This window comes from Lysinibacillus sphaericus, from assembly GCF_006864135.1.
In the GTDB taxonomy this organism is placed as follows: Bacteria; Bacillota; Bacilli; order Bacillales_A; family Planococcaceae; genus Lysinibacillus.
Map to the genome: position 1 here is coordinate 20,179 of NZ_SADV01000025.1, position 18,428 is coordinate 38,606.

Sequence of the window (18,428 nt, forward strand, 5' to 3'; positions counted from 1 at the left end):
TTTAACTCCTCAATTTCTTTATCTCTTTGCGCTGCAATGTGAATTCTGTCATTTCATTTCCCCTCATACAATTATTTTACATTTTCTACAATAAAAATAAATATTCCTCTTTTTCCTATAAAAATTGAAAAACGCCTGATATCCAAGCGTTTTTCAACATTCCTTAATATTGAAATTTTTTTAATAAGCTTTGAAGCTCGTCTGCCTGTTGTGCCATCTCTTTGGCTGAAGAAGCCATATTGTCTATGAAAGCTAATTGCTCCTTCGCTGTTAGCGTAACGTACTCCGTACTTTCGGTTGCCTTGCTCGCAATGCGTGCCATTGCTTCTGTTGAGGCAGTAACTTCTTCAACACTTGCGGACATTTGCTCCGTCACGGCAGAGATGTCATGTAACTGCGTACTAACCCCTTTAATCGACTGCATAATCTTGTGGAAGGCCAGTTTTGTATCATCTACAACATCCATACCTGACGCAGCTTCCTTCGAGTTACTAGAAATAGCCGAAATTACATTGGCTGTATCATTTTGAATTGAATGAATAAGTGTTGCTATTTGGTCAGCAGATTCCTTTGATTGTTCTGCTAATTTGCGAACTTCATCAGCAACGACAACAAAGCCTTTTCCTTGTTCACCAGCACGAGCCGCTTCAATAGCTGCATTTAAGGCCAGCAAATTCGTTTGATCGGCGATGCTTGTAATCACATCAACGATATTGCCAATTTGCTGTGACTGATCACCTAATATACGGACCTGTGCCTCTACATTGCCAGATGATTCATTAATAATTGTCATTTGATGCAATACACGATTCAAAGAATCATTGCCTTGTGCAACCTCATCACTCATTAAATCAGCAGCATCTGAAACAGTTGAAGCGGTTTTAGCAACTTGTTGGATGCCTATCGCCATTTCCTGCATGGCAGTTAGGCTATCACTCGTGCTTTGTAATGTAGTTTTTGAACCATCCGCTATATCTTCTAATGTTGACGTTAGCTGTCTTGTCATATCTGCTGTTTGCTGCGATTTAGTCGTTAAGCCATCAGAAGATACATCAACCTGTTTAGACGATTGTGCTATTTGTTGCATTAATACTTTAAAACTTGTCAGCATTTTGTTAAAAGATTGCGCTAGCTCCCCTGCTTCATCCTTGGAATTAATTTGTAACTGTTTTGTTAAATCTCCTTCTCCATCCGCAATATCTCGTAGTTGATTGTTTATTTCACGAAGCGGTTTCACAAATGCTCTTGTGAAAAGGAAGCTACCTAATATAGCTATGATTGCCCCGATGAACAATACAATAAGAAGCTTACCGATAAATGTAAAAATAATTGTATTAATCCCATCTATTGTTTCACCGACAAACCACATTCCAATGATGTCTCCATTTGCATCTTTAATCGGTGCATAGAGTGTTAAATATTTCGTTCCTACTACATCAGCTTCACCTATAAAGGTTTCCCCTTTATTCATGACATTTTCAACGACTTTTGGATCAGCATCTTTGCCCACTAAACGTTCTCCATTTAGCTTTAGGTTGGTGATCAGTCCTTTTGACCCTTGAAAAATGGTTACACCGCCATCGATGCTTTCTCCTACCTCATCTACAAAGGCTTCCTGATTAACGATTTTTGTATCCCCTTTGTAAAGTTCCCCATCTTGTATAGCCCAATCTCCCTTAAATCGTTCCTCTAGCAGCATATAACCAACCTTTGAAATATGGGTTATGCTCTGTACAAAATTGTTACGCATAATTTGTTTTACTTGTATATGAGAAACAAATCCAATCATAACGCTTAAAAATAGGATGACTCCCACTAAAAGCAAATTAAATTTTGTACTAATTTTAAAAGTACGCAATAAATTTTTCTCTCCTTTCTCATATTTATTAGGAATATTATGTATAAAAAATAAGCCAAGTTTATTAAACATTATTCTATAAATAGTTTCAATATATTATCAATAAATTACCATTTTTAATCATTATAGGGTGTTTTGAGTATAGGAAAGACGGTAAATTTACAATGTGAGGTTGATTTTGTTTCGACTGTGCGCATTCTAGAGAGGGTACGATGAGCCGCTTCACTTCGCTGTAAGTTCTCATTTGTGACGCTAATCCTTAAGGAGAAGTCCAGTCTCCACTGTCACCAATCCTCACTAGTAAATAAATATTTCATTTTTGGGGGACGTTTAAATTATTCTTCATATATTTAGAAAAGTGGCCGTTGAATAAGTTATTTATTGGAAAGTTCATCAATCGCTAGAACAGCTAGCTCCAAAGCTTTAATTCTTCTTTCTAAAAGCGTTCTTTGGGGACTACCAGCCTTTGACTTAACATATACTTTCTCAATTGATGGAACTAAACTAGTAAGAACATTGCGAGCATCTGCTAATTCTTCCTGGGTGTAATGATGGGGGCTTTGATGCCAAACGTTTTCTAGTATTGCTAATCCAATGCAAACAGCTTTGAGTCGTTTCTTTACTAAGGTAGTATTTGCGCCTTTCTGAATCATCTGGGATAAGGCATTTTCGAGTTTATTGATTGTCGATTGTAACGATTTTATTGATTCCAATTTTTCTACATTTGATACGTTTTCCATTTTAGTACTGCCCTTTCTTCGTTTCCGAATTTTATTCCTTGATTCTTGATAAAATCGTAAAAAACCCGATTTCACCCGCAATATTTTAACATAACTACAAAGTGAAAGCCTCTTCTATCTGTTTATCCTCGTCTTTAAGGGATATTAGTCTTTACTTGAATAAGGATGATTTTACAAAGAAGTTGCTTAATAGAATCAAAAAACGCTTGGATATCCAAGCGTTTTTTATCTTTATTCAGTAAATATTTTTCTTCTCCAAGGCGAAATGGCTTAATTCGCGGCTTTCACATACATTTGTAATACTTTTTTATCGATCTTTCCAACACTTGTTTTTGGCAATTCATCGATGAACATAATCTTTTTTGGAATTTTGTAGCGACCTAAATACTTTCTACAGATTTCTTTGATTTCTTCTAATATAGTATCTTGCTTATCCTGGCAAACGATAACGGCCACCACGATTTCTCCCCAATAATCATCAACCATTCCAATCACTGCAACCTCTTGCACTAGCTGATGACGTAAAATGCATTGCTCTACCTCCTGGGGATAAACATTTTCTCCACCTGAAATAATCATCTCTTTACTGCGACCGACAATGTAAAAATCACCATCATCATCCATCAGTGCTAAATCGCCAGTTTTTAACCACCCATCTTGAATGATTTTTTCAGTCTCCTGCCGATTATTCCAGTAAAAGCGAAACATATGCTTTCCTCTAACTAATAGCTCTCCGACTACGTTTGGCGCACAGCTTTCTCCTGCACTATTGATAATTTTAGCTTCATTGAATTGCATGCTCTTCCCCACAGCACCTTTTTTTAAATAAGCGGCCTCCCGTGAAATATAAAAATTATTGGGCCCCGCCTCTGTTAAACCATAGCCCTCTTTAAAAAATAGTCCCTTCTTAAAAAATGCGTCATATATTGGATACGGGCACGGTGCGCCCCCTGATAAAAAAACTTTCACTGAAGGGAAGCTACTGTTCTTAAAGTAATCCTCTGCAATCATCGCTTGGTACATTGTTGGCACAAAAAGCGAAATCGTTGTCTTGTACTGATTAATCGCCTTTAGAGCTTTTTCTGCCTCAAACTTATCACCAATAACAACTGTACCGCCAGCCATTAGCAGCGGTATACATAAGGCATTCAAACCACCTGTATGGAACAACGGCATATAATTTAACGTACAATCACTATCGCTCAAGCCCCAGCTAATAATTGTATTTATCGCATTCCAATTAACAGAATTAAAGGATAGGACAACACCTTTCGCCTTACCAGTTGTACCCCCTGTATAAATCATTAACCAAGGGTCATTAAGGTCTACTGCTCGAATGGTTAGAGTAGCCCCTTCATTAACTAAACGAAGGGAATGCATGTTTTCGAAAGATAAAGGGCAATTCATTTCTTCATCGTAAAGCAGTAAGGAAGGCGTAGCATCCGTCAAAATATCAGTTAATTCCGCCGTACTCATACGCCAATTCAATGGCACGTAGATAAGGCCTCTTAATCCGCAGGCGAATAAGACAGCAAAAAGCTGAATATGATTTTTCGCAAATACGGCTACACGACTCCCTGCTTGCAAGTTTTGGCGCTCAAAAAAATGACTCCATTTTGTGATTTCCTCTGTTAATTGCTGATAAGTCCATTGTTCCTTAGTTTCTAAGTTCACCAATGCTAGACGTTTAGGTGTTAGAAATGCACGTTTTAAAATCCAGGATTGCTCTACAAACATCTTGAAAGCCTCCTTATCACATCATAATTGCTCCATCCACATGAAGCGTGTGACCGTGGACATAGGAAGCCTCATCAGATGCTAAAAATAAATAAGCATTGGCAATATCTCTAGGTGTTCCTAATCTTTGCAGTGGTACGATGGAGCGCATTTGTGCTAGCACATTTTCTGGCATTTTTTTCACCATATCTGTTTCTGTAAAGCCAGGTGCAACCGCATTCACGTTGATGCCTTTGCGCCCCAATTCCTTCGCCCATGTTTTGGTCATGCCAACAATAGCAGCCTTTGTGGCAGCGTAATTTGTTTGGCCAACATTGCCATAGACACCGCTAACAGAGGATGTATTAATAATTTTTCCCCCACCGGCAGCAATCATATGTGGAATTACTTCTTGTGTACACTGAAATACTCCAGTCAAATTCACATCAAGCACCTGTTGAAACTGATCTTCCGTCATTTTTGTTAACATCGAATCACGAGTAATACCTGCATTATTCACTAAAATATCAACTCGGCCCGTATGCTCTATAACCGTTGCCACTAGCTTCTTGACACTTTCTCTATCTGCAACATTTACTTGCATAAATAATGCCTGGTCACCTAATTGCTGGGCAGCTGAAGTACCCGCTTCTTCATTAAAATCTGCAATGACAACGAATGCACCCTCTTCAATAAATCGTTCAGCAGCAGCATAGCCTATCCCGTTCGCTGCTCCTGTAATAATGGCAACTTTATTGTTTAAACGCATAATTTTTTCCTCCAATTTCTAAAAATGCTTCAATTTCAGTTGTAAGCTGTGGTAAATCATCAATTAATGGGGAGTGACCGCAGTCTTTTAATCTGACGAATTGTGCATTCGCGCCTAAATCGAGCATTGTTTCTTCATTCATTCCTTCTGTTATGACATAATCACGATCCCCTCTTAACACTAAAACTGGAATGGTAATCTGTTGAACTTCATGAGTGCCTTTGGCGACCTCATGATTAACAGCACTTATATTGAAGACATTTAATGCATGATAAACTTCAGCTAAATTTCGTTGCGTCAACATATCCTCCACATATGTCTGATAGTGTTCCGGGCTAGGCTGATTATGAGTGTATATAAGTGCGTTCCAGACCGATTGTAAGCCTTGCACATTTTTCGAATCATAGAACCCTTGTACTAATTTTGTTTTAAATGTATCGACGAGTACTTCTTCATAGGTAAATGCCCTTTTTAATGCAGCTTGATTGCCAGTACCTAAATCCGTGTAAAATGGGTAGCCTCTCGTAGATGCTGAAGCTAGTAAAATAAGCTGCTGACAATAGCCTGGATACTGTGCGACAAACTGCATACATACAGCTCCGCCCGTTGACCAGCCAATCATGTCAAACTGTTTCAATTGAATGGCGTCCACAAAAAGCTTCACATCATCGCTAAAATCTTTAATCGCAGAAATTGGTTTATAATAAGATGAACTACCAAAACCTCGTAAATCCAGCGCATAAATTGTATATTTTTCATCCAACGCATCGATTAGAACGTCCCAATGCTTGGAGGATGTCATATTGCCATGAATAAGTAATAAAACTCGTTCTCCCCCTTGACGTTTACGATAAGCAATCGTTTCTCCATTAGATAGCTGAACAGTTTTTAACATCGCATTTCCCCCTTATCCCCATCGAATCGTAATAGCTCCCCAGACGTAACCAATACCTGCACTAACAAGTGTGACGATGTCTCCATCATGGATACGGCCTTCATCTAACGCCAGCTGCAATGATACTATTTGGTCAATCTGTCCAATATGACCATACTCTCGTAAATATATGGATTGCTCCTGCTGCAAGCCGAGTTCAGATAAAATATAGTCATGAGCTGATTTTTTCATGTGAAGCATCGCTAAATAACGAATATCCCCCTCATTTAATCCACTTTTCGCCAAGGATTTTCGAATTACCTTCAAAAAATTACTTAAAGATTTTTGCTCTAAGCGCTCCTTCATCCCAATCGGATCGATTACATCGAGCTGATACAAATTATTTTCTAAATCAGAAGGCGTTAAAGGTTTTTTTGTACCACCGACAGGCACGACTACATCCTCTGAGAACGAGCCATCCGTCATAATATCCGCCTCTAATAAATGATTTTTGTCATAGTTTTTTTGTAACAGGATAGCGCCACCACCAGCCGCTAAATTGTACATAAAGCGTGTTCGAGGATTGCTGTAATCGATAAAATCAACATTTCGATAGCCACCAGCTAAGAGGATCGTCTGAATGGAATCATCCGACGCCATTAAGCTTTGCGCTAGTTTTAGCGCCATAATGGTCGTGCCACATCTTAATTGCACATCGAATGCCCAAGCATTTACGGCCCCTAGCTCCTCCTGCATTTTTATAGAGGCAGTCCACAAGGGATACTCTTTATGCTCCTCTCCCATATAAATCACAACATCAATATCTTTTGGGTCGATATGAGCTTTGCGTATAGCGTCCTGCGCTGCCCATATCCCCATTTGAACCGTATGATCTTGCTCACCAGGAATAGGCTTTTCATAGATGCCCATTTTTTGTCGAATAATATCCTCTGGAATATTGGAAAGCCTCGCAATCTCTTTAGAGGTCATTTTCGTTTGTGGAATATAGATTCCTGTGCTTACAATGCCTACTGTCATTCAAATCGCTCCTTCTCCTGCGACGGGACAACCGATGTTTGGTTTATTTTCTTATGCTTTAATCGCCATTTCCAAAACATCAGGCGCAGTGATCCAATAATTCCTTTTGGGAAAAAGATAACAGCTAAAATATAAAGAATTCCAAAGAAGATAATCCAACGTTCAAATATTGGATAATCACGAGCTAACCCCGAAAGTGCATGCTGGGCATATTCAATAACAGCCGATCCTAGTAGTGGTCCAACTAATGTGCTCACACCGCCAATAATCGTCATTAATAATGCATCTAGCGTAATGTCCATTGTCATCACACTCGTATTGACAAATCGTAGTGACACAGCATATAAAGAGCCTGCTAAACTTGCGACGGTTCCTGCAACAACTGATGCAATCACTTTATAGTACAAGGTGTTATAGCCTAATGATTTTGTTCGTTGTTCATTTTCTCGAACAGCAATTAAAATTCGACCAGTTGGCGAGTTAACGAAACGATTTAGCGCAATAAAAATAACGACTAAGCATGCTAGCACGATGAAATAAAACGTCATTCGATCTCTAAACATTTCGGGTGCTCTAAACGTAAAACCATCATTTCCGTATGTAACAGAACGCCATTTTTCTGCCACTACTAAAAATAGTCCCGAAAAAGATAATGTCAGCATCGCAAAGAAATGACTTTTTAATCGAAGTGTCAGTAATCCTACTAAGAAACTAATAAACCCTGCTAGCAACATGCCGACTACGATCGATAATAAAAATGTTGCAAGTGTTGGCTCCATTTGTTTCAGCATAACAGCCGTTGTGTAGGCACCTAAACCAAAAAACATCGCATGCCCGAACGACACAATACCTGTATAGCCAAGGAGAATGTCATAGCTCATCGCTAAAATACCGAAAATAAAGATTTGCGTTAATAAAATGAGGAGCGTCCTTGAATCATTAACGAAAGGGAGAAGTACTAAAATCGCTAATAGGAGGAAAAAGCATAGATGCTGCAATGATAGCCTCATTGTCATGTCGATCTCTCCTTTCTCATAGCAAATAAACCTTGTGGGCGGAAAATTAAAACAATGGCCATTAAAATCATATTGACCGCAAGCGATAGCACTGGCACATAATAAGCCATAAAGCTACCTGCTAAACCGACTAATATTGCTGCCAATAGCGAGCCTGAAAAACTGCCCATTCCTCCGATTACGACAACGATAAAACCTAAAATCGCATACTCCATGCCCATTTCCGCATAGATGACACCTGAATACGGAGCCATTAACATGCCACTAAGTGCTGCGAGTGCCGCACCAACCATAAAAACATATAAAAATACCCGCTTTATATGAATGCCGAGTGCTTGTGCCATTTCTTTATCCTGTACACCCGCTCGAACGATTAGCCCAATTTTCGTTTTCTTTAACATGTATTGGAAAATACTGAAAATGATAAAACCTACTACAATAATAAAAAATCGATATTTTATAATAATAACGTCCCCAATTTCCCAGCTGCCTGTTAAGTAGCTCGGTGTTTTTACTGCCACACCATTTGGACCAAAAACAACTTTAATCAACTCCTGTAGCACAAGCATCAGCCCTAATGTAATTAAAATTTGCTGAATATGATTGCCATACACAGGTGTTATAATTAATTTCTCAGTAATGAGCCCGAGTAAAGCGCCTGTTACGACGGCACCTACAACGCCAATGAGAAAGCTCTCAGTGAACATATACGTAAATATGCCAGCATAAGCCCCCCAAACAAATAACCCCCCATGAGCAAAGTTCAAAACATCCATTAATCCAAAAATTAACGTCAGACCTGCCGCCAGTAAAAAAATTAACATGCCAGTTGCCAGGCCATTAATGAGTAGATTGACGAATAGCTCCAATAAGTACACCACCTTTTATCCGATTCCAAGATATTTTCGTTTTAATTCTTCATGATGGATAAGATCCTGCATGTTGCCCGAGTGAACTGTTCTACCATCATCGATGAGCGTATACGTATCACCAATTCGGCTCGCCATTATAAAGTTTTGCTCAACAAGAATGATGGACGTTTGTTTTTTCATTTCAACAATGGCCTCCATTACTTTCTCTACCACTATCGGCGCTAGTCCTTTAGAAGGCTCATCAATCAACATTAATTTACTATCATTGATAAATGCCCTTGCCATGGACAGCATTTGTTTTTGACCACCCGAAAGATATCCGCCCGCCTTCTTCCAAAATTTCTTCAAATCAGGAAACAGCTCCAGCACATAATTTTGTCGCTCTAAAGTAGCCGTATCTTCTTTACGCATGGCCACTTTCATATTTTCCTCAACGGTTAAATCTGCAAAAATCCCTTGGTTTTCTGGTACATAACCTATTCCTAATTTTGCCACTTTATAGGTCGGGCTTTTTTTAATAGATTGTGAGCGAAATTCTACCTCTCCCTTTGAAGCAGGTGTTAAGCCCATAATCGTTTTTAAGGTGGTCGTTTTGCCTGCACCATTTCTGCCGAGCAGTACACTTACCTGCCCCTCCTTTGCCTCAAAATTGACCCCTTGCAAAATATGATATTGACCGATATATGTGTGGACATCATTTAATTTAAGTAAGGTGTTCATCGTACAGACCTCCTAAATATGCATTTTGTACGGTTTCGTTTTTCATGATGTTCCCTGGTGTTCCATCCGCTAGAAGCTGGCCGTTAAATAGCACCATAATCGAATCCGACAAATCTAGAATCATATCCATCTTGTGCTCAATGAGGAGAATGGTTTTATCACCTTGATTTTTAATCGTGCGAATCACCTCTAAAATTGTCGGCACCTCCTCTAAGGACATACCTGCCGTTGGTTCATCGAGTAAGAGGATTTCCGTATCAAGTGCTAACAGCATCGCAATCTCAAGCTTTCTCTTTTCCCCATGGGACAGCATTGTCGTAAGGGCATCTCTTTTATTGTCAAGCAAGACGAGTGATAATAGTTCCTCCGCTTTTTCTGTAATCGCCTTATAACTTTTATAATGGCGCAACAATTGATAACGAATTTTCTCCTTGGATTGCACAGCTAAACGGACATTTTCTAAAACGGTTAAGTTTGGGAAAACATTCGTAATTTGAAAAGAGCGCCCTAGCCCTATTCGCGTTCTTTCGATAGCTGATTTTTGCGCAAGCGATTGTCCCTTAAAATAGACATTCCCGGCAGTCGGCTTTAATTCTCCACTAAGCAAATTAAAGAAGGTTGTTTTTCCAGCTCCATTTGGTCCAATAATTGATTTCAAATGTTTTTCCGGCATATTAAAATTCACCTGGTCGACAGCTGTGTGTCCACCAAAACGAATGCTTAAGTTTTCTGTTCGTAAAATAGGTTCCATCTTATTCTCCTTTCAAGTACTTCTATCTCTCTTCACCCATTCTCATTTGAAAGTGGGTGAAGAGAGACAGAAAAATATCTGTCTCGTAATTTCACTTATTCATAATTGGAGGTGCCGTTTCTTCAGGGCTAAGCTCACGAATTAGCACTGGTACCGGATAATCTACACTATCTTGTTTTTCCAGACGGATAGAATACATCGACTGTAATGCTTGATGGTCTTCTTTTCGGAAAGTCATCTTTCCTTTAGGCGTTTCAAATGACATCCCTTCCATAATGCCGATAAGTTTTTCTGCATCCGTATCACCATCTGATTTTTTCAACGCATCTACAATTGAGATAGCTGCAGACATGCCTCCTGGCGTAAATAAATCCGGAACTTCATTGAAGCGTTTTTTATGTTCCTCAACTAACCATTTATTAATATCATTTTGTGGTAACGTATGATAATAAACGGAGAACCCTTCCATACCAATTAACGGATTCATAAACTTTAATGCAATAATATCTGGTGCACCCGTTGAAATTTTTATGCCCTTTTCTTGAATTTTCAAATCTGCAATTTGATTCCACGGTGAGTTTGCACCTGCCCATACAACAAATAAATAATCTGGTTTTTTATCAATTACTTTTTGCAAATTGGACGTAAAATCAGTTGCTGCTGGATCGGCATATTCCTCTAAAACAATTTCTGCGCCTAGCTTTTCCGCAGCAGTCTTAAATGCCTTCACCCCATCCCAGCCAAAAGAATAATCCGGTGCAAACGTTGCAATCTTAACACCCTTTCCTGCAATCGCTGCCGCCGCTGCATAAGCATCCTGGGAAGAATTTCGACCTGTACGGAAAATATACTTATTAAATTCTGAGCCCGTAATGCTATCCGCTACTGCCGGCTCTACCACCATAATCTTTTGGTATTCTTCCGCCAGAGGTAGAACAGCAAGCGTATCACCTGAGCTAGAGGAACCTACTAAGAAATCAACCTTGTCATCTTCTAATAGCTTTGTCGCTTTTTGTACCGCAACCTCAGGCTTTGTTTCTGTATCTTCATAGACAATTTCTATTTTCTTACCGTTAACTTCCATCGTGCCTCCTGTAGCATAATCAATCCCTAATTCAAAGCCATTCTTTGTTTGTTTCCCATACGACTCAAGGGCGCCCGTCAATGACGCAAGCACACCAATTTTAATCGTGCCCCCTTCCTCAGTAGTCCCCTTTGTATCGTCTTCTGAAGCTTTATCCTTCGATTCCTCTGAATTACAAGCCACCATCAACATCGTCAGCATCAATAAAAGCACAAATAACCAATGCTTCTTCATCCCAAAACCCCTTTCATAATGAACTAAAAGAAAGCGCTTTCGTTGCTATGAAAACACTATATAAAACTTCAGTTACAAATTAGTTACAAGATAAGTGTGTTTTTTCCGGGGATGAAGGTTTATCGAAACATTTTTAAGATTTATCGAGAAATTTTGATTGTTTATCGACCAACTTTATCAATTTTTCACCCAACTTTTAAAAAAAATCGACCTTCATGTACTCAAATCTTAGCTGCAGCCCTTTTTTGAAGCAAAGTGAGATTTATCGGAATAAAATTGTTTTTTATCGGAACAATTTCTGATTTTATCGGAATGTTTTATCGATTTATCGGAATCTTTCAGAAATTTACAGTTTTCTGAGCGCACATAAAAAGGACTCACCTAATTTGGTGAATCCTTATAGTTAGCCCTAAAGATTAATTATTAAATTCTTCTACCCGATCCAACCATTCACTCATTAGGCTCGTAAACAAATCCGCTTGTTCAATTTGCAAGTTATGCCCGGCCTTATCTAAAATTGTGAAGGCTGCTCTTGGGAATTTATCTAAAATGGCAAAAGCGTCCTTATAGCCAACCATTGAATCCTGTTTACCCAGCAAAAATAAGCAAGGTTTATCAAATGAAATTTCATCTATAGGAAAAGAAAAACGATAGCTTCCTTGGATTTTTTCTAAAAATTCTACATCTGCGTTTCTTTGACCTGCTAACACTTCATTAGTATAGCGATGACAATTATAGTCATCTAAAACAACAAGATGTGAGCTAAAATCCTCTAGTTCTTCTTTCGTTAATGTCGATAAAAACTCTTTATCCACCGAAACAATACTTTGTACTGGTACTGTTCGACTTTGTTTATTAGGAATAATCAGTGGACAAATAAACCCAGCCCCTAAAATTTGTTCATGATACTCCCTCAAGATTCCTCGCACTAAAAATCCACCATAAGATTCTCCTACCAATAAATAACGTTCATTTGGTATTAATGAGTGAATTAGTTCTACTACGGCCTCTAGCATTTCATCTGAATTATCGATCTTTTCGTAGTCTGTCGTTTTGCCCATCCCTGGAAGGTCAATATAGATTCGTTTCAAGCCCTCCCTTTCTGCAAAAACAGGCTCCATACATCCCTTCATTAGTCTATGGTCTGGCGAATATCCATGGAGCATTACGATTGGTGTTCCGGTCCCTATTATTTCATAGTAAATATTCGCCTTACTTACCTTACAAAATGACATAGTAGTTCCTCCAATTATTATAAAAATATTGATTAATTGTTCATCAAAAGTTGTTATGGCTTTTTCCTTGTAGGAGCTAGTTGATTGGAGTGGAGGCTGGGTGACTCCATGGGGATCATCGTCAAAGATGAGACCTTGGAGCGCAGCGAAGCGCTCATTGGACGACCCCAGGACACTTTGCTCTGCACGAAAGCGAAGCGTCAGCGCAAACGCCCAGCGAAAAATCACCCCCGTGATACCCAATATACACTAGCCCATTATTAAATCATAAACAACCATCGTCGATTCCATCGGTGTTGTATTTAGTTCATTTTTTAATTGCTGCACACATTTTTCATACCATTTTAACGCAAGGGAGCGGTTTTGTAATTGATAGTAACTATACATCAACAACCGATAACCTTCTTCCCATAATGGATCCTCACGAATCATTCGTTCTGCATAAAAAATAGCTTGCTTATAATTTTGTTGTCTCGTCGCATTTTGTGCTAATCTTTCAAGTACTTCAATATATAATGACTGTAACTTTTCACGATCCTGTATAAGCCAATCTAATTGTTTTTTTTCAGCATAAAGTGCATCCGTATAGCTTGTTTCAGCAAGATGCAGCCATTCGTTTGACAATTGCGGATCGAACTCCTCCATCCCTAATTCATAAAAGTAATGAAAGCGTTCGACATCAATTTGCAGAATTTGAATTTGCTGCAATTGGTACATATTATTTTTACGCTGAATAAAAAAGCTGTCCTGACGCGCATTTCTATTTGGCTCAAGAACTTTTAATAACGTATTCAATACAACTTTGAAATCCCGATCTAGTGAATCAACATTCCGCTCTGGCCATAATGCCTGTGCCATCTCTTCCTTTGGTGCAAAACGGTGGCGATGACAATATAAATAGACGAAGAGCTCCTTCGATTTATCGCGCTGCCACTCTTTATCTTCAAGCTTTCGATGCTCTCTTATTAAATCCAAACTTCCTAATAAATTCACCCGCACTTCCTCATGCGGATAAACGATATTGTCCTCTACTTGAAAATAGTTACGCATTGCCAAAATAGCGGTATTTTCTCCATCACATTTTCTACTAAATTGTAAAAGCTCATAAAAAATCATCCGATTTAATGGACCGAGAATGGTCTTCCTTTGTAAAAAGTAGTCATAGCCATTATTGATGCAAAACTGGGCGAACTGCTGAAAATAATGATTGAATTGTTGAAGATTATGTTCTTTGAAGGCAATGACAGATTGAAAGAATAGTACATGCATCTCACCATTTTGATCGCCACAGTCGTGGAATAGTCGCTGTGCCTTTTTTAATAATTGCCGCGCTTGTTCAAATTCCTGTTGTGAAATAATAATTTTAACCTCGGCAATTAATATAAGAGCGGTCATCCATGCATCTTGAACTTGCTCCGTTTCCCGTAATCCAAGTGCTACATATTTTTTAGCAGAAACAATATCTCCTTGTGCATGTTTGACAATTGCTAGTCCCATGTACGGTTCGGCCTTTACGCGAGAAATATTAATGGTATTCAACAATGTAAGGGCTTTTTCATAAGCATTGCAGGCTCCTTGATAGTCCGGAAAATCTATTAATAGTAAAGCATGTGCTTTGCGAATATAACCAACAGCCTCAATAAAAACCGATTTTTCCCGTAACCCCCTACGAATCCCATGCTGAGCGGCATACCATGCATCCTTCCCCAACCCTAATAACGCATAGACAAATGATGCCAACAGCTCACTCTCTCTATGTGTCGCGACAAGCTGTGGCGGTAATTCCAACCGCTGCGTCAGCAATTCCTTTGCTTCTAGTAGCTGCCCTGTTCTTAACCATATTCGAACATCGACATTTGCTCTTTGTAGCACATCCTCCGTCAAAGCAACCTCACCTATAAAAATTTGTGCACCTTTAGCCTTTCCTAAATTCACCAAATTTTCTGCATATTGACGTTGCAATTCGAGAAGTTCCTCTTCATTTAACGGTGTATGATTCGCTAGCTCTAATGCCTTTATCAAATATGGCTCTGCCAATGCTGGCTGGATTGTATCGAGATAAATATGTGCTAATCCTGCTTGCGATTTCGTCATAAAGAGATAATCATTTTTATTTTTCGCGATGCTTGCACATTGTTCATAGGACTGCTTCGCTCTTTCATAAAAAGCACGATAGCGGTGGCACTCACCTTCAAAATAATATAATTTGTAATATTTCGATTTTTCATCAGCTGTAAATCGATTTATTTTTTCTAATAGCCACTCAAATTGCCCTGCACAAACTAGACTTTCAGCATGATTTTGTAATAATTCACCACAAAAATCCTGTTCATTCGTTTTAAATGCATGATGAAGAACAGCTTGTATATTGTTCTCTTTTACATAATACAATGCTGCTTGTTTATGTAATGCAATATATTGTGAAGCATTTTGTCGCCATTTTAGCTCTAAAAAGCGAATGAACAATGCATGAAAACGATATAAACCATCTGTTGTGATCGGTTGAATAAATAAATGTCGCTGTACAAACAGTTTTAACGCCTCTGCTATTTCCGAACCATAAAATTGTGTAATAAACTCCTCAGAAAATGTGGGAAAAATCGCCAGCTTTAGTATGGTCTCCTGTTCGAATGCTGACATCTTAACATAAACTTCCTCCGATAAATAGGTGAATAGATCATTAGTAGAGACATTTAGCCAATGCTCTAAAGATTCATTGTTCCATTGCTCAGCTAATAAAGAAATACTAATTGCCCAACCTTCTGTAATTTCTAAAACCTTAGTTATTTCTTCTGCTGTTAAATGCACTGCTACATATTCCTCGAAAAAAACAGCGATTTCCTCTGAAGAAAACACTAATTCACCTTCTGAAATAACGAGTAATTTTTTTTGTAGCTTTAATCTTCTCGTAATATCCCAATTCGGCAACGTTCTAGAGGCGATGATAAAATGAACATTCGGTGGTGAAAACTCAATTATCTTTTCCATCACATAATTAATATGAAATTCATGATCAACAAGATGGTAGTCGTCAATGACAATTAAAATCGGCATTTCGATTTCACATAAACTATTGACAAATAGCTTAAACCAACGATTAAGTTCCTCTATTTTCGGAAAACGGGATAATTGATTCCATGCATCAAATTCTTGACCAAAGCTCGGAACAATACGTGTGATACTAAAAAATAAATGTCTTAAAAACGGCAATATATTATCATCTTCCTCCGACACACTATACCAGGAAAATTTGCTTGATTGTGCATGTAGAAATTGTGTAAGGATGGTTGTTTTGCCATACCCTGCTCCACTATGAATTAGTGTGCAAGAATAGTTTAGGCTTTTTTTCAATGTTTTCATTAATATAGCTCTACTAATACAATGATTGGAAGGACTCGGTGGAATACACTTTGATTGAATAATAATGTCTGTAGTCATTTGGTGATAACCTCCCCATTCAACTGGTTATGTAAGGTTATAAGTCTTCAGAGTTAAAATCTTTAAATGATGATTTCCTTGTATAATCCAATAATTTTACATTTTATATCCAATAAAAGCGAAAACTCACGTATCGCAATTGTTGCTAAGTCAAACCACGAGAGGAGTTTTCGCTTTGTTCTCCAAGTTTATCAAATTGTTTTTACCGTTACCAATTTTTAAGTAGCTCTCCATTACTTAACTCAATTTCTTAAACTCAGGCGTTTCCATTAATCTTTGGAAAAAGATATCTTTAGCTTCCCGATAGTCATCCATTGATTTGGCTTCGTATTCTTTCTTCAATTTATCATATGCATCGCGATATTTATTATTTGCCAATAAAACTTCTCTAAACTTCCAAAAGAAATCAAACTCAGAATTAATTACAGTTAATTGAACTCCTAAAGGAGGTATAGTTGTATCATCTTTAAATGCCCTAAATGTATCCGTTTTGACACTTCCATCATTACTTTCATATAAATTAGATAGAAGTTCTACTGCATTCGAAAATTGTTCAGCACTAACACGTACTTGGATGTCTAAATCACCTTTAGTAAGGCTATTCGGAATTGCTGAACTACCAACATGCTGGATATCGGCCTCTGGTAGAAATTCTATTATTTTATTTTTGTGTATCAAAAAAGTTTTCTCTGCATTTTCATGAAATAGTTCATTATTAAAAAAATTTACTTTTTCCATATAAAAACACCCTCCTTTTTTATAAAACAACACGAAATTAGTAGTTTTCCTTTATTTTACCACAATAGCCCAATTTTACCCTATTGCCAGTACGAAATGTGTTTCTTCAGGATTCTTTGCTAGATTTACAATCAGTACCTTCAGTTTTAGTTACTAAACCATGGCACTTGGCCATTTATCTCCTCAATTTAAAAAGAATCCATTTTGAAGATTGATCAAAATGGATTCTTATTCATATTGAGTTTTTCCATAGATATGAAAACCTTTGCTATACCGCCGTTTAAAGGATAGTAAATGTAAACTAATTCTGTTCTTTGATACTTATCAAAGACTGATTAAACTTGTTTGGCTCTTCCCACTGGGGAAAATGACTTGAGTTTTCAAACCAAATGAGTTTTTTCGGAGTTTTTATTGTGTGATAGTATTCCTCTACTAATGAAGATGAAACATGTCGATCATGACGCCCCTCAAAAAACGTAATAGGAACATCGAAACTCTTGTATTCACTAAAATCAACTTCCATGAGCTCTTGCCACAAATATTGTATAGATTGTAGACTCCCTTTTTCGCGATTAATTAAATCTTTAAATGTGTACTTTGATGAAAAAATGAAATCCTTTACCAATTGGTTGTAATTGCTTTTTCCATATAAAGAATGTTTGTATCGAACTACTAATTTAGTAACAAATAATAAATCGTTTAACCAATCTTCTTGAGTCAATGAAAGATCAATAGTTTTCAATCGCTGAACAATCTTTCTTTGATTTCGTTCTTCACTTTCTTTCAAAACAAAATCATATTGACACTTCAACCCTTTTTTCATGTTAACTACTTGACCACATCCATAATAACTATGTATTAGCTGCGGATATTTTTTAATGAACATCAAGCCTAGGACACTTCCCCATGAGTGCCCTAAAAGGTAAACTTTTTCTTGTTTAAACGTTTCTAACAAATAAAGAATTAAACTGTGAAGGTCTTCTATATAAGTTTCAATAGATATTTGGTCCTCTTCAGAAAATTTACAGTACGATTTTCCAGCCCCTCTTTGTTCCCATACTACAACATTAAACGCTTTTCCAAGTTCAACGTTATATTTATACATCAATGGTAATGCGGCATCACCTGGTCCACCATGCAAATAAACTAAAAGAGGTAGATTGTTATTTTCACCAAAAATGGAAATAAATTGTTTGGAATAGCCTATTTGTATATACTTAGACACTTGAGTTTTCAATTTCTTCTCCTACCTTGCTATTTAAGATTAATACGAATAACACACTATATCAAAAAAAGGTTTTTTTGACAATATATACAATCGATTAACAAACCCCTAATTATTTGT

15 protein-coding genes are annotated in these 18,428 nt (G+C 37.7%); all 15 read right to left on the minus strand.

From position 1 onward, the window contains the following. Positions 1–163: 163 nt before the first annotated feature. A complete protein-coding gene (locus C7Y47_RS20380) occupies positions 164–1,858 on the minus strand; it encodes a methyl-accepting chemotaxis protein (RefSeq protein ID WP_185903552.1) in 1,695 nt (564 codons plus the stop codon). Positions 1,859–2,232: 374 nt separating this feature from the next. Further along, positions 2,233–2,598 carry a hypothetical protein gene (locus tag C7Y47_RS20385; RefSeq protein ID WP_142510428.1) on the minus strand — a complete coding sequence of 122 codons (366 nt, stop codon included), beginning with the start codon at positions 2,596–2,598 and terminating at the stop codon, positions 2,233–2,235. A 270-nt stretch (positions 2,599–2,868) separates the two neighbouring features. After that, complete coding sequence (locus C7Y47_RS20390; RefSeq protein WP_142510429.1) at positions 2,869–4,335, minus strand: class I adenylate-forming enzyme family protein; 1,467 nt, start codon at positions 4,333–4,335, stop codon at positions 2,869–2,871. Between the two features lie 16 nt (positions 4,336–4,351). Then, positions 4,352–5,083, minus strand: a complete 732-nt coding sequence (gene fabG, locus C7Y47_RS20395; RefSeq protein ID WP_142510430.1) for a 3-oxoacyl-ACP reductase FabG — start codon at positions 5,081–5,083, stop codon at positions 4,352–4,354. Next, complete coding sequence (gene phaZ / locus C7Y47_RS20400; RefSeq protein ID WP_142510431.1) at positions 5,067–5,978, minus strand: intracellular short-chain-length polyhydroxyalkanoate depolymerase; 912 nt, start codon at positions 5,976–5,978, stop codon at positions 5,067–5,069. Before phaZ ends, fabG begins: the two co-directional genes overlap by 17 nt. 12 nt (positions 5,979–5,990) lie before the next feature. Continuing rightward, the gene (locus C7Y47_RS20405) at positions 5,991–6,995 is read right to left on the minus strand and encodes a 3-oxoacyl-ACP synthase (RefSeq protein WP_142510432.1); all 1,005 of its coding nucleotides are present in this window, start codon (positions 6,993–6,995) and stop codon (positions 5,991–5,993) included. Then, positions 6,992–8,005 carry a branched-chain amino acid ABC transporter permease gene (locus C7Y47_RS20410; RefSeq protein ID WP_436970129.1) on the minus strand — a complete coding sequence of 338 codons (1,014 nt, stop codon included), beginning with the start codon at positions 8,003–8,005 and terminating at the stop codon, positions 6,992–6,994. The genes C7Y47_RS20405 and C7Y47_RS20410 overlap by 4 nt, the downstream gene beginning before the upstream one ends. Positions 8,006–8,007: 2 nt before the next feature. Beyond that, positions 8,008–8,880: a branched-chain amino acid ABC transporter permease gene (locus C7Y47_RS20415; protein ID WP_142510434.1), complete on the minus strand. Its 873-nt coding sequence runs from the start codon at positions 8,878–8,880 to the stop codon at positions 8,008–8,010. Between the two features lie 15 nt (positions 8,881–8,895). Continuing rightward, positions 8,896–9,603 carry an ABC transporter ATP-binding protein gene (locus tag C7Y47_RS20420; protein WP_142510435.1) on the minus strand — a complete coding sequence of 236 codons (708 nt, stop codon included), beginning with the start codon at positions 9,601–9,603 and terminating at the stop codon, positions 8,896–8,898. After that, positions 9,587–10,354: an ABC transporter ATP-binding protein gene (locus C7Y47_RS20425; RefSeq protein ID WP_142510436.1), complete on the minus strand. Its 768-nt coding sequence runs from the start codon at positions 10,352–10,354 to the stop codon at positions 9,587–9,589. Before C7Y47_RS20425 ends, C7Y47_RS20420 begins: the two co-directional genes overlap by 17 nt. A 91-nt stretch (positions 10,355–10,445) precedes the next feature. Beyond that, complete coding sequence (locus tag C7Y47_RS20430) at positions 10,446–11,672, minus strand: substrate-binding domain-containing protein (RefSeq protein WP_142510437.1); 1,227 nt, start codon at positions 11,670–11,672, stop codon at positions 10,446–10,448. A 416-nt stretch (positions 11,673–12,088) separates the two neighbouring features. Beyond that, on the minus strand, positions 12,089–12,907 hold the full coding sequence (locus tag C7Y47_RS20435) for an alpha/beta fold hydrolase (RefSeq protein ID WP_142510438.1): 819 nt from the start codon (positions 12,905–12,907) through the stop codon (positions 12,089–12,091). A 249-nt stretch (positions 12,908–13,156) separates the two neighbouring features. Further along, complete coding sequence (locus tag C7Y47_RS20440; protein WP_142510439.1) at positions 13,157–16,345, minus strand: BTAD domain-containing putative transcriptional regulator; 3,189 nt, start codon at positions 16,343–16,345, stop codon at positions 13,157–13,159. A 237-nt stretch (positions 16,346–16,582) separates the two neighbouring features. Further along, positions 16,583–17,083 (minus strand): GrpB family protein, encoded by a 501-nt coding sequence (locus tag C7Y47_RS20445; protein ID WP_142510440.1) that lies wholly within the window; start codon positions 17,081–17,083, stop codon positions 16,583–16,585. A gap of 301 nt (positions 17,084–17,384) precedes the next feature. Continuing rightward, complete coding sequence (locus tag C7Y47_RS20450; RefSeq protein WP_142510441.1) at positions 17,385–18,320, minus strand: alpha/beta fold hydrolase; 936 nt, start codon at positions 18,318–18,320, stop codon at positions 17,385–17,387. Between the last annotated feature and the right edge of the window lie 108 nt (positions 18,321–18,428).

Bases quoted from the DNA above. Each gene is read 5' to 3' on its own strand.
- phaZ (WP_142510431.1), bottom strand. From the start codon at position 5,978: ATGTTAAAAACTGTTCAGCTATCTAATGGAGAAACGATTGCTTATCGT.
- C7Y47_RS20440 (WP_142510439.1), bottom strand. From the start codon at position 16,345: ATGACTACAGACATTATTATTCAATCAAAGTGTATTCCACCGAGTCCT.
- C7Y47_RS20390 (WP_142510429.1), bottom strand. From the start codon at position 4,335: ATGTTTGTAGAGCAATCCTGGATTTTAAAACGTGCATTTCTAACACCT.
- fabG (WP_142510430.1), bottom strand. From the start codon at position 5,083: ATGCGTTTAAACAATAAAGTTGCCATTATTACAGGAGCAGCGAACGGG.
- C7Y47_RS20430 (WP_142510437.1), bottom strand. From the start codon at position 11,672: ATGAAGAAGCATTGGTTATTTGTGCTTTTATTGATGCTGACGATGTTG.
- C7Y47_RS20420 (WP_142510435.1), bottom strand. From the start codon at position 9,603: ATGAACACCTTACTTAAATTAAATGATGTCCACACATATATCGGTCAA.
- C7Y47_RS20435 (WP_142510438.1), bottom strand. From the start codon at position 12,907: ATGTCATTTTGTAAGGTAAGTAAGGCGAATATTTACTATGAAATAATA.
- C7Y47_RS20410 (WP_436970129.1), bottom strand. From the start codon at position 8,005: ATGAGGCTATCATTGCAGCATCTATGCTTTTTCCTCCTATTAGCGATT.
- C7Y47_RS20405 (WP_142510432.1), bottom strand. From the start codon at position 6,995: ATGACAGTAGGCATTGTAAGCACAGGAATCTATATTCCACAAACGAAA.
- C7Y47_RS20385 (WP_142510428.1), bottom strand. From the start codon at position 2,598: ATGGAAAACGTATCAAATGTAGAAAAATTGGAATCAATAAAATCGTTA.
- C7Y47_RS20425 (WP_142510436.1), bottom strand. From the start codon at position 10,354: ATGGAACCTATTTTACGAACAGAAAACTTAAGCATTCGTTTTGGTGGA.
- C7Y47_RS20445 (WP_142510440.1), bottom strand. From the start codon at position 17,083: ATGGAAAAAGTAAATTTTTTTAATAATGAACTATTTCATGAAAATGCA.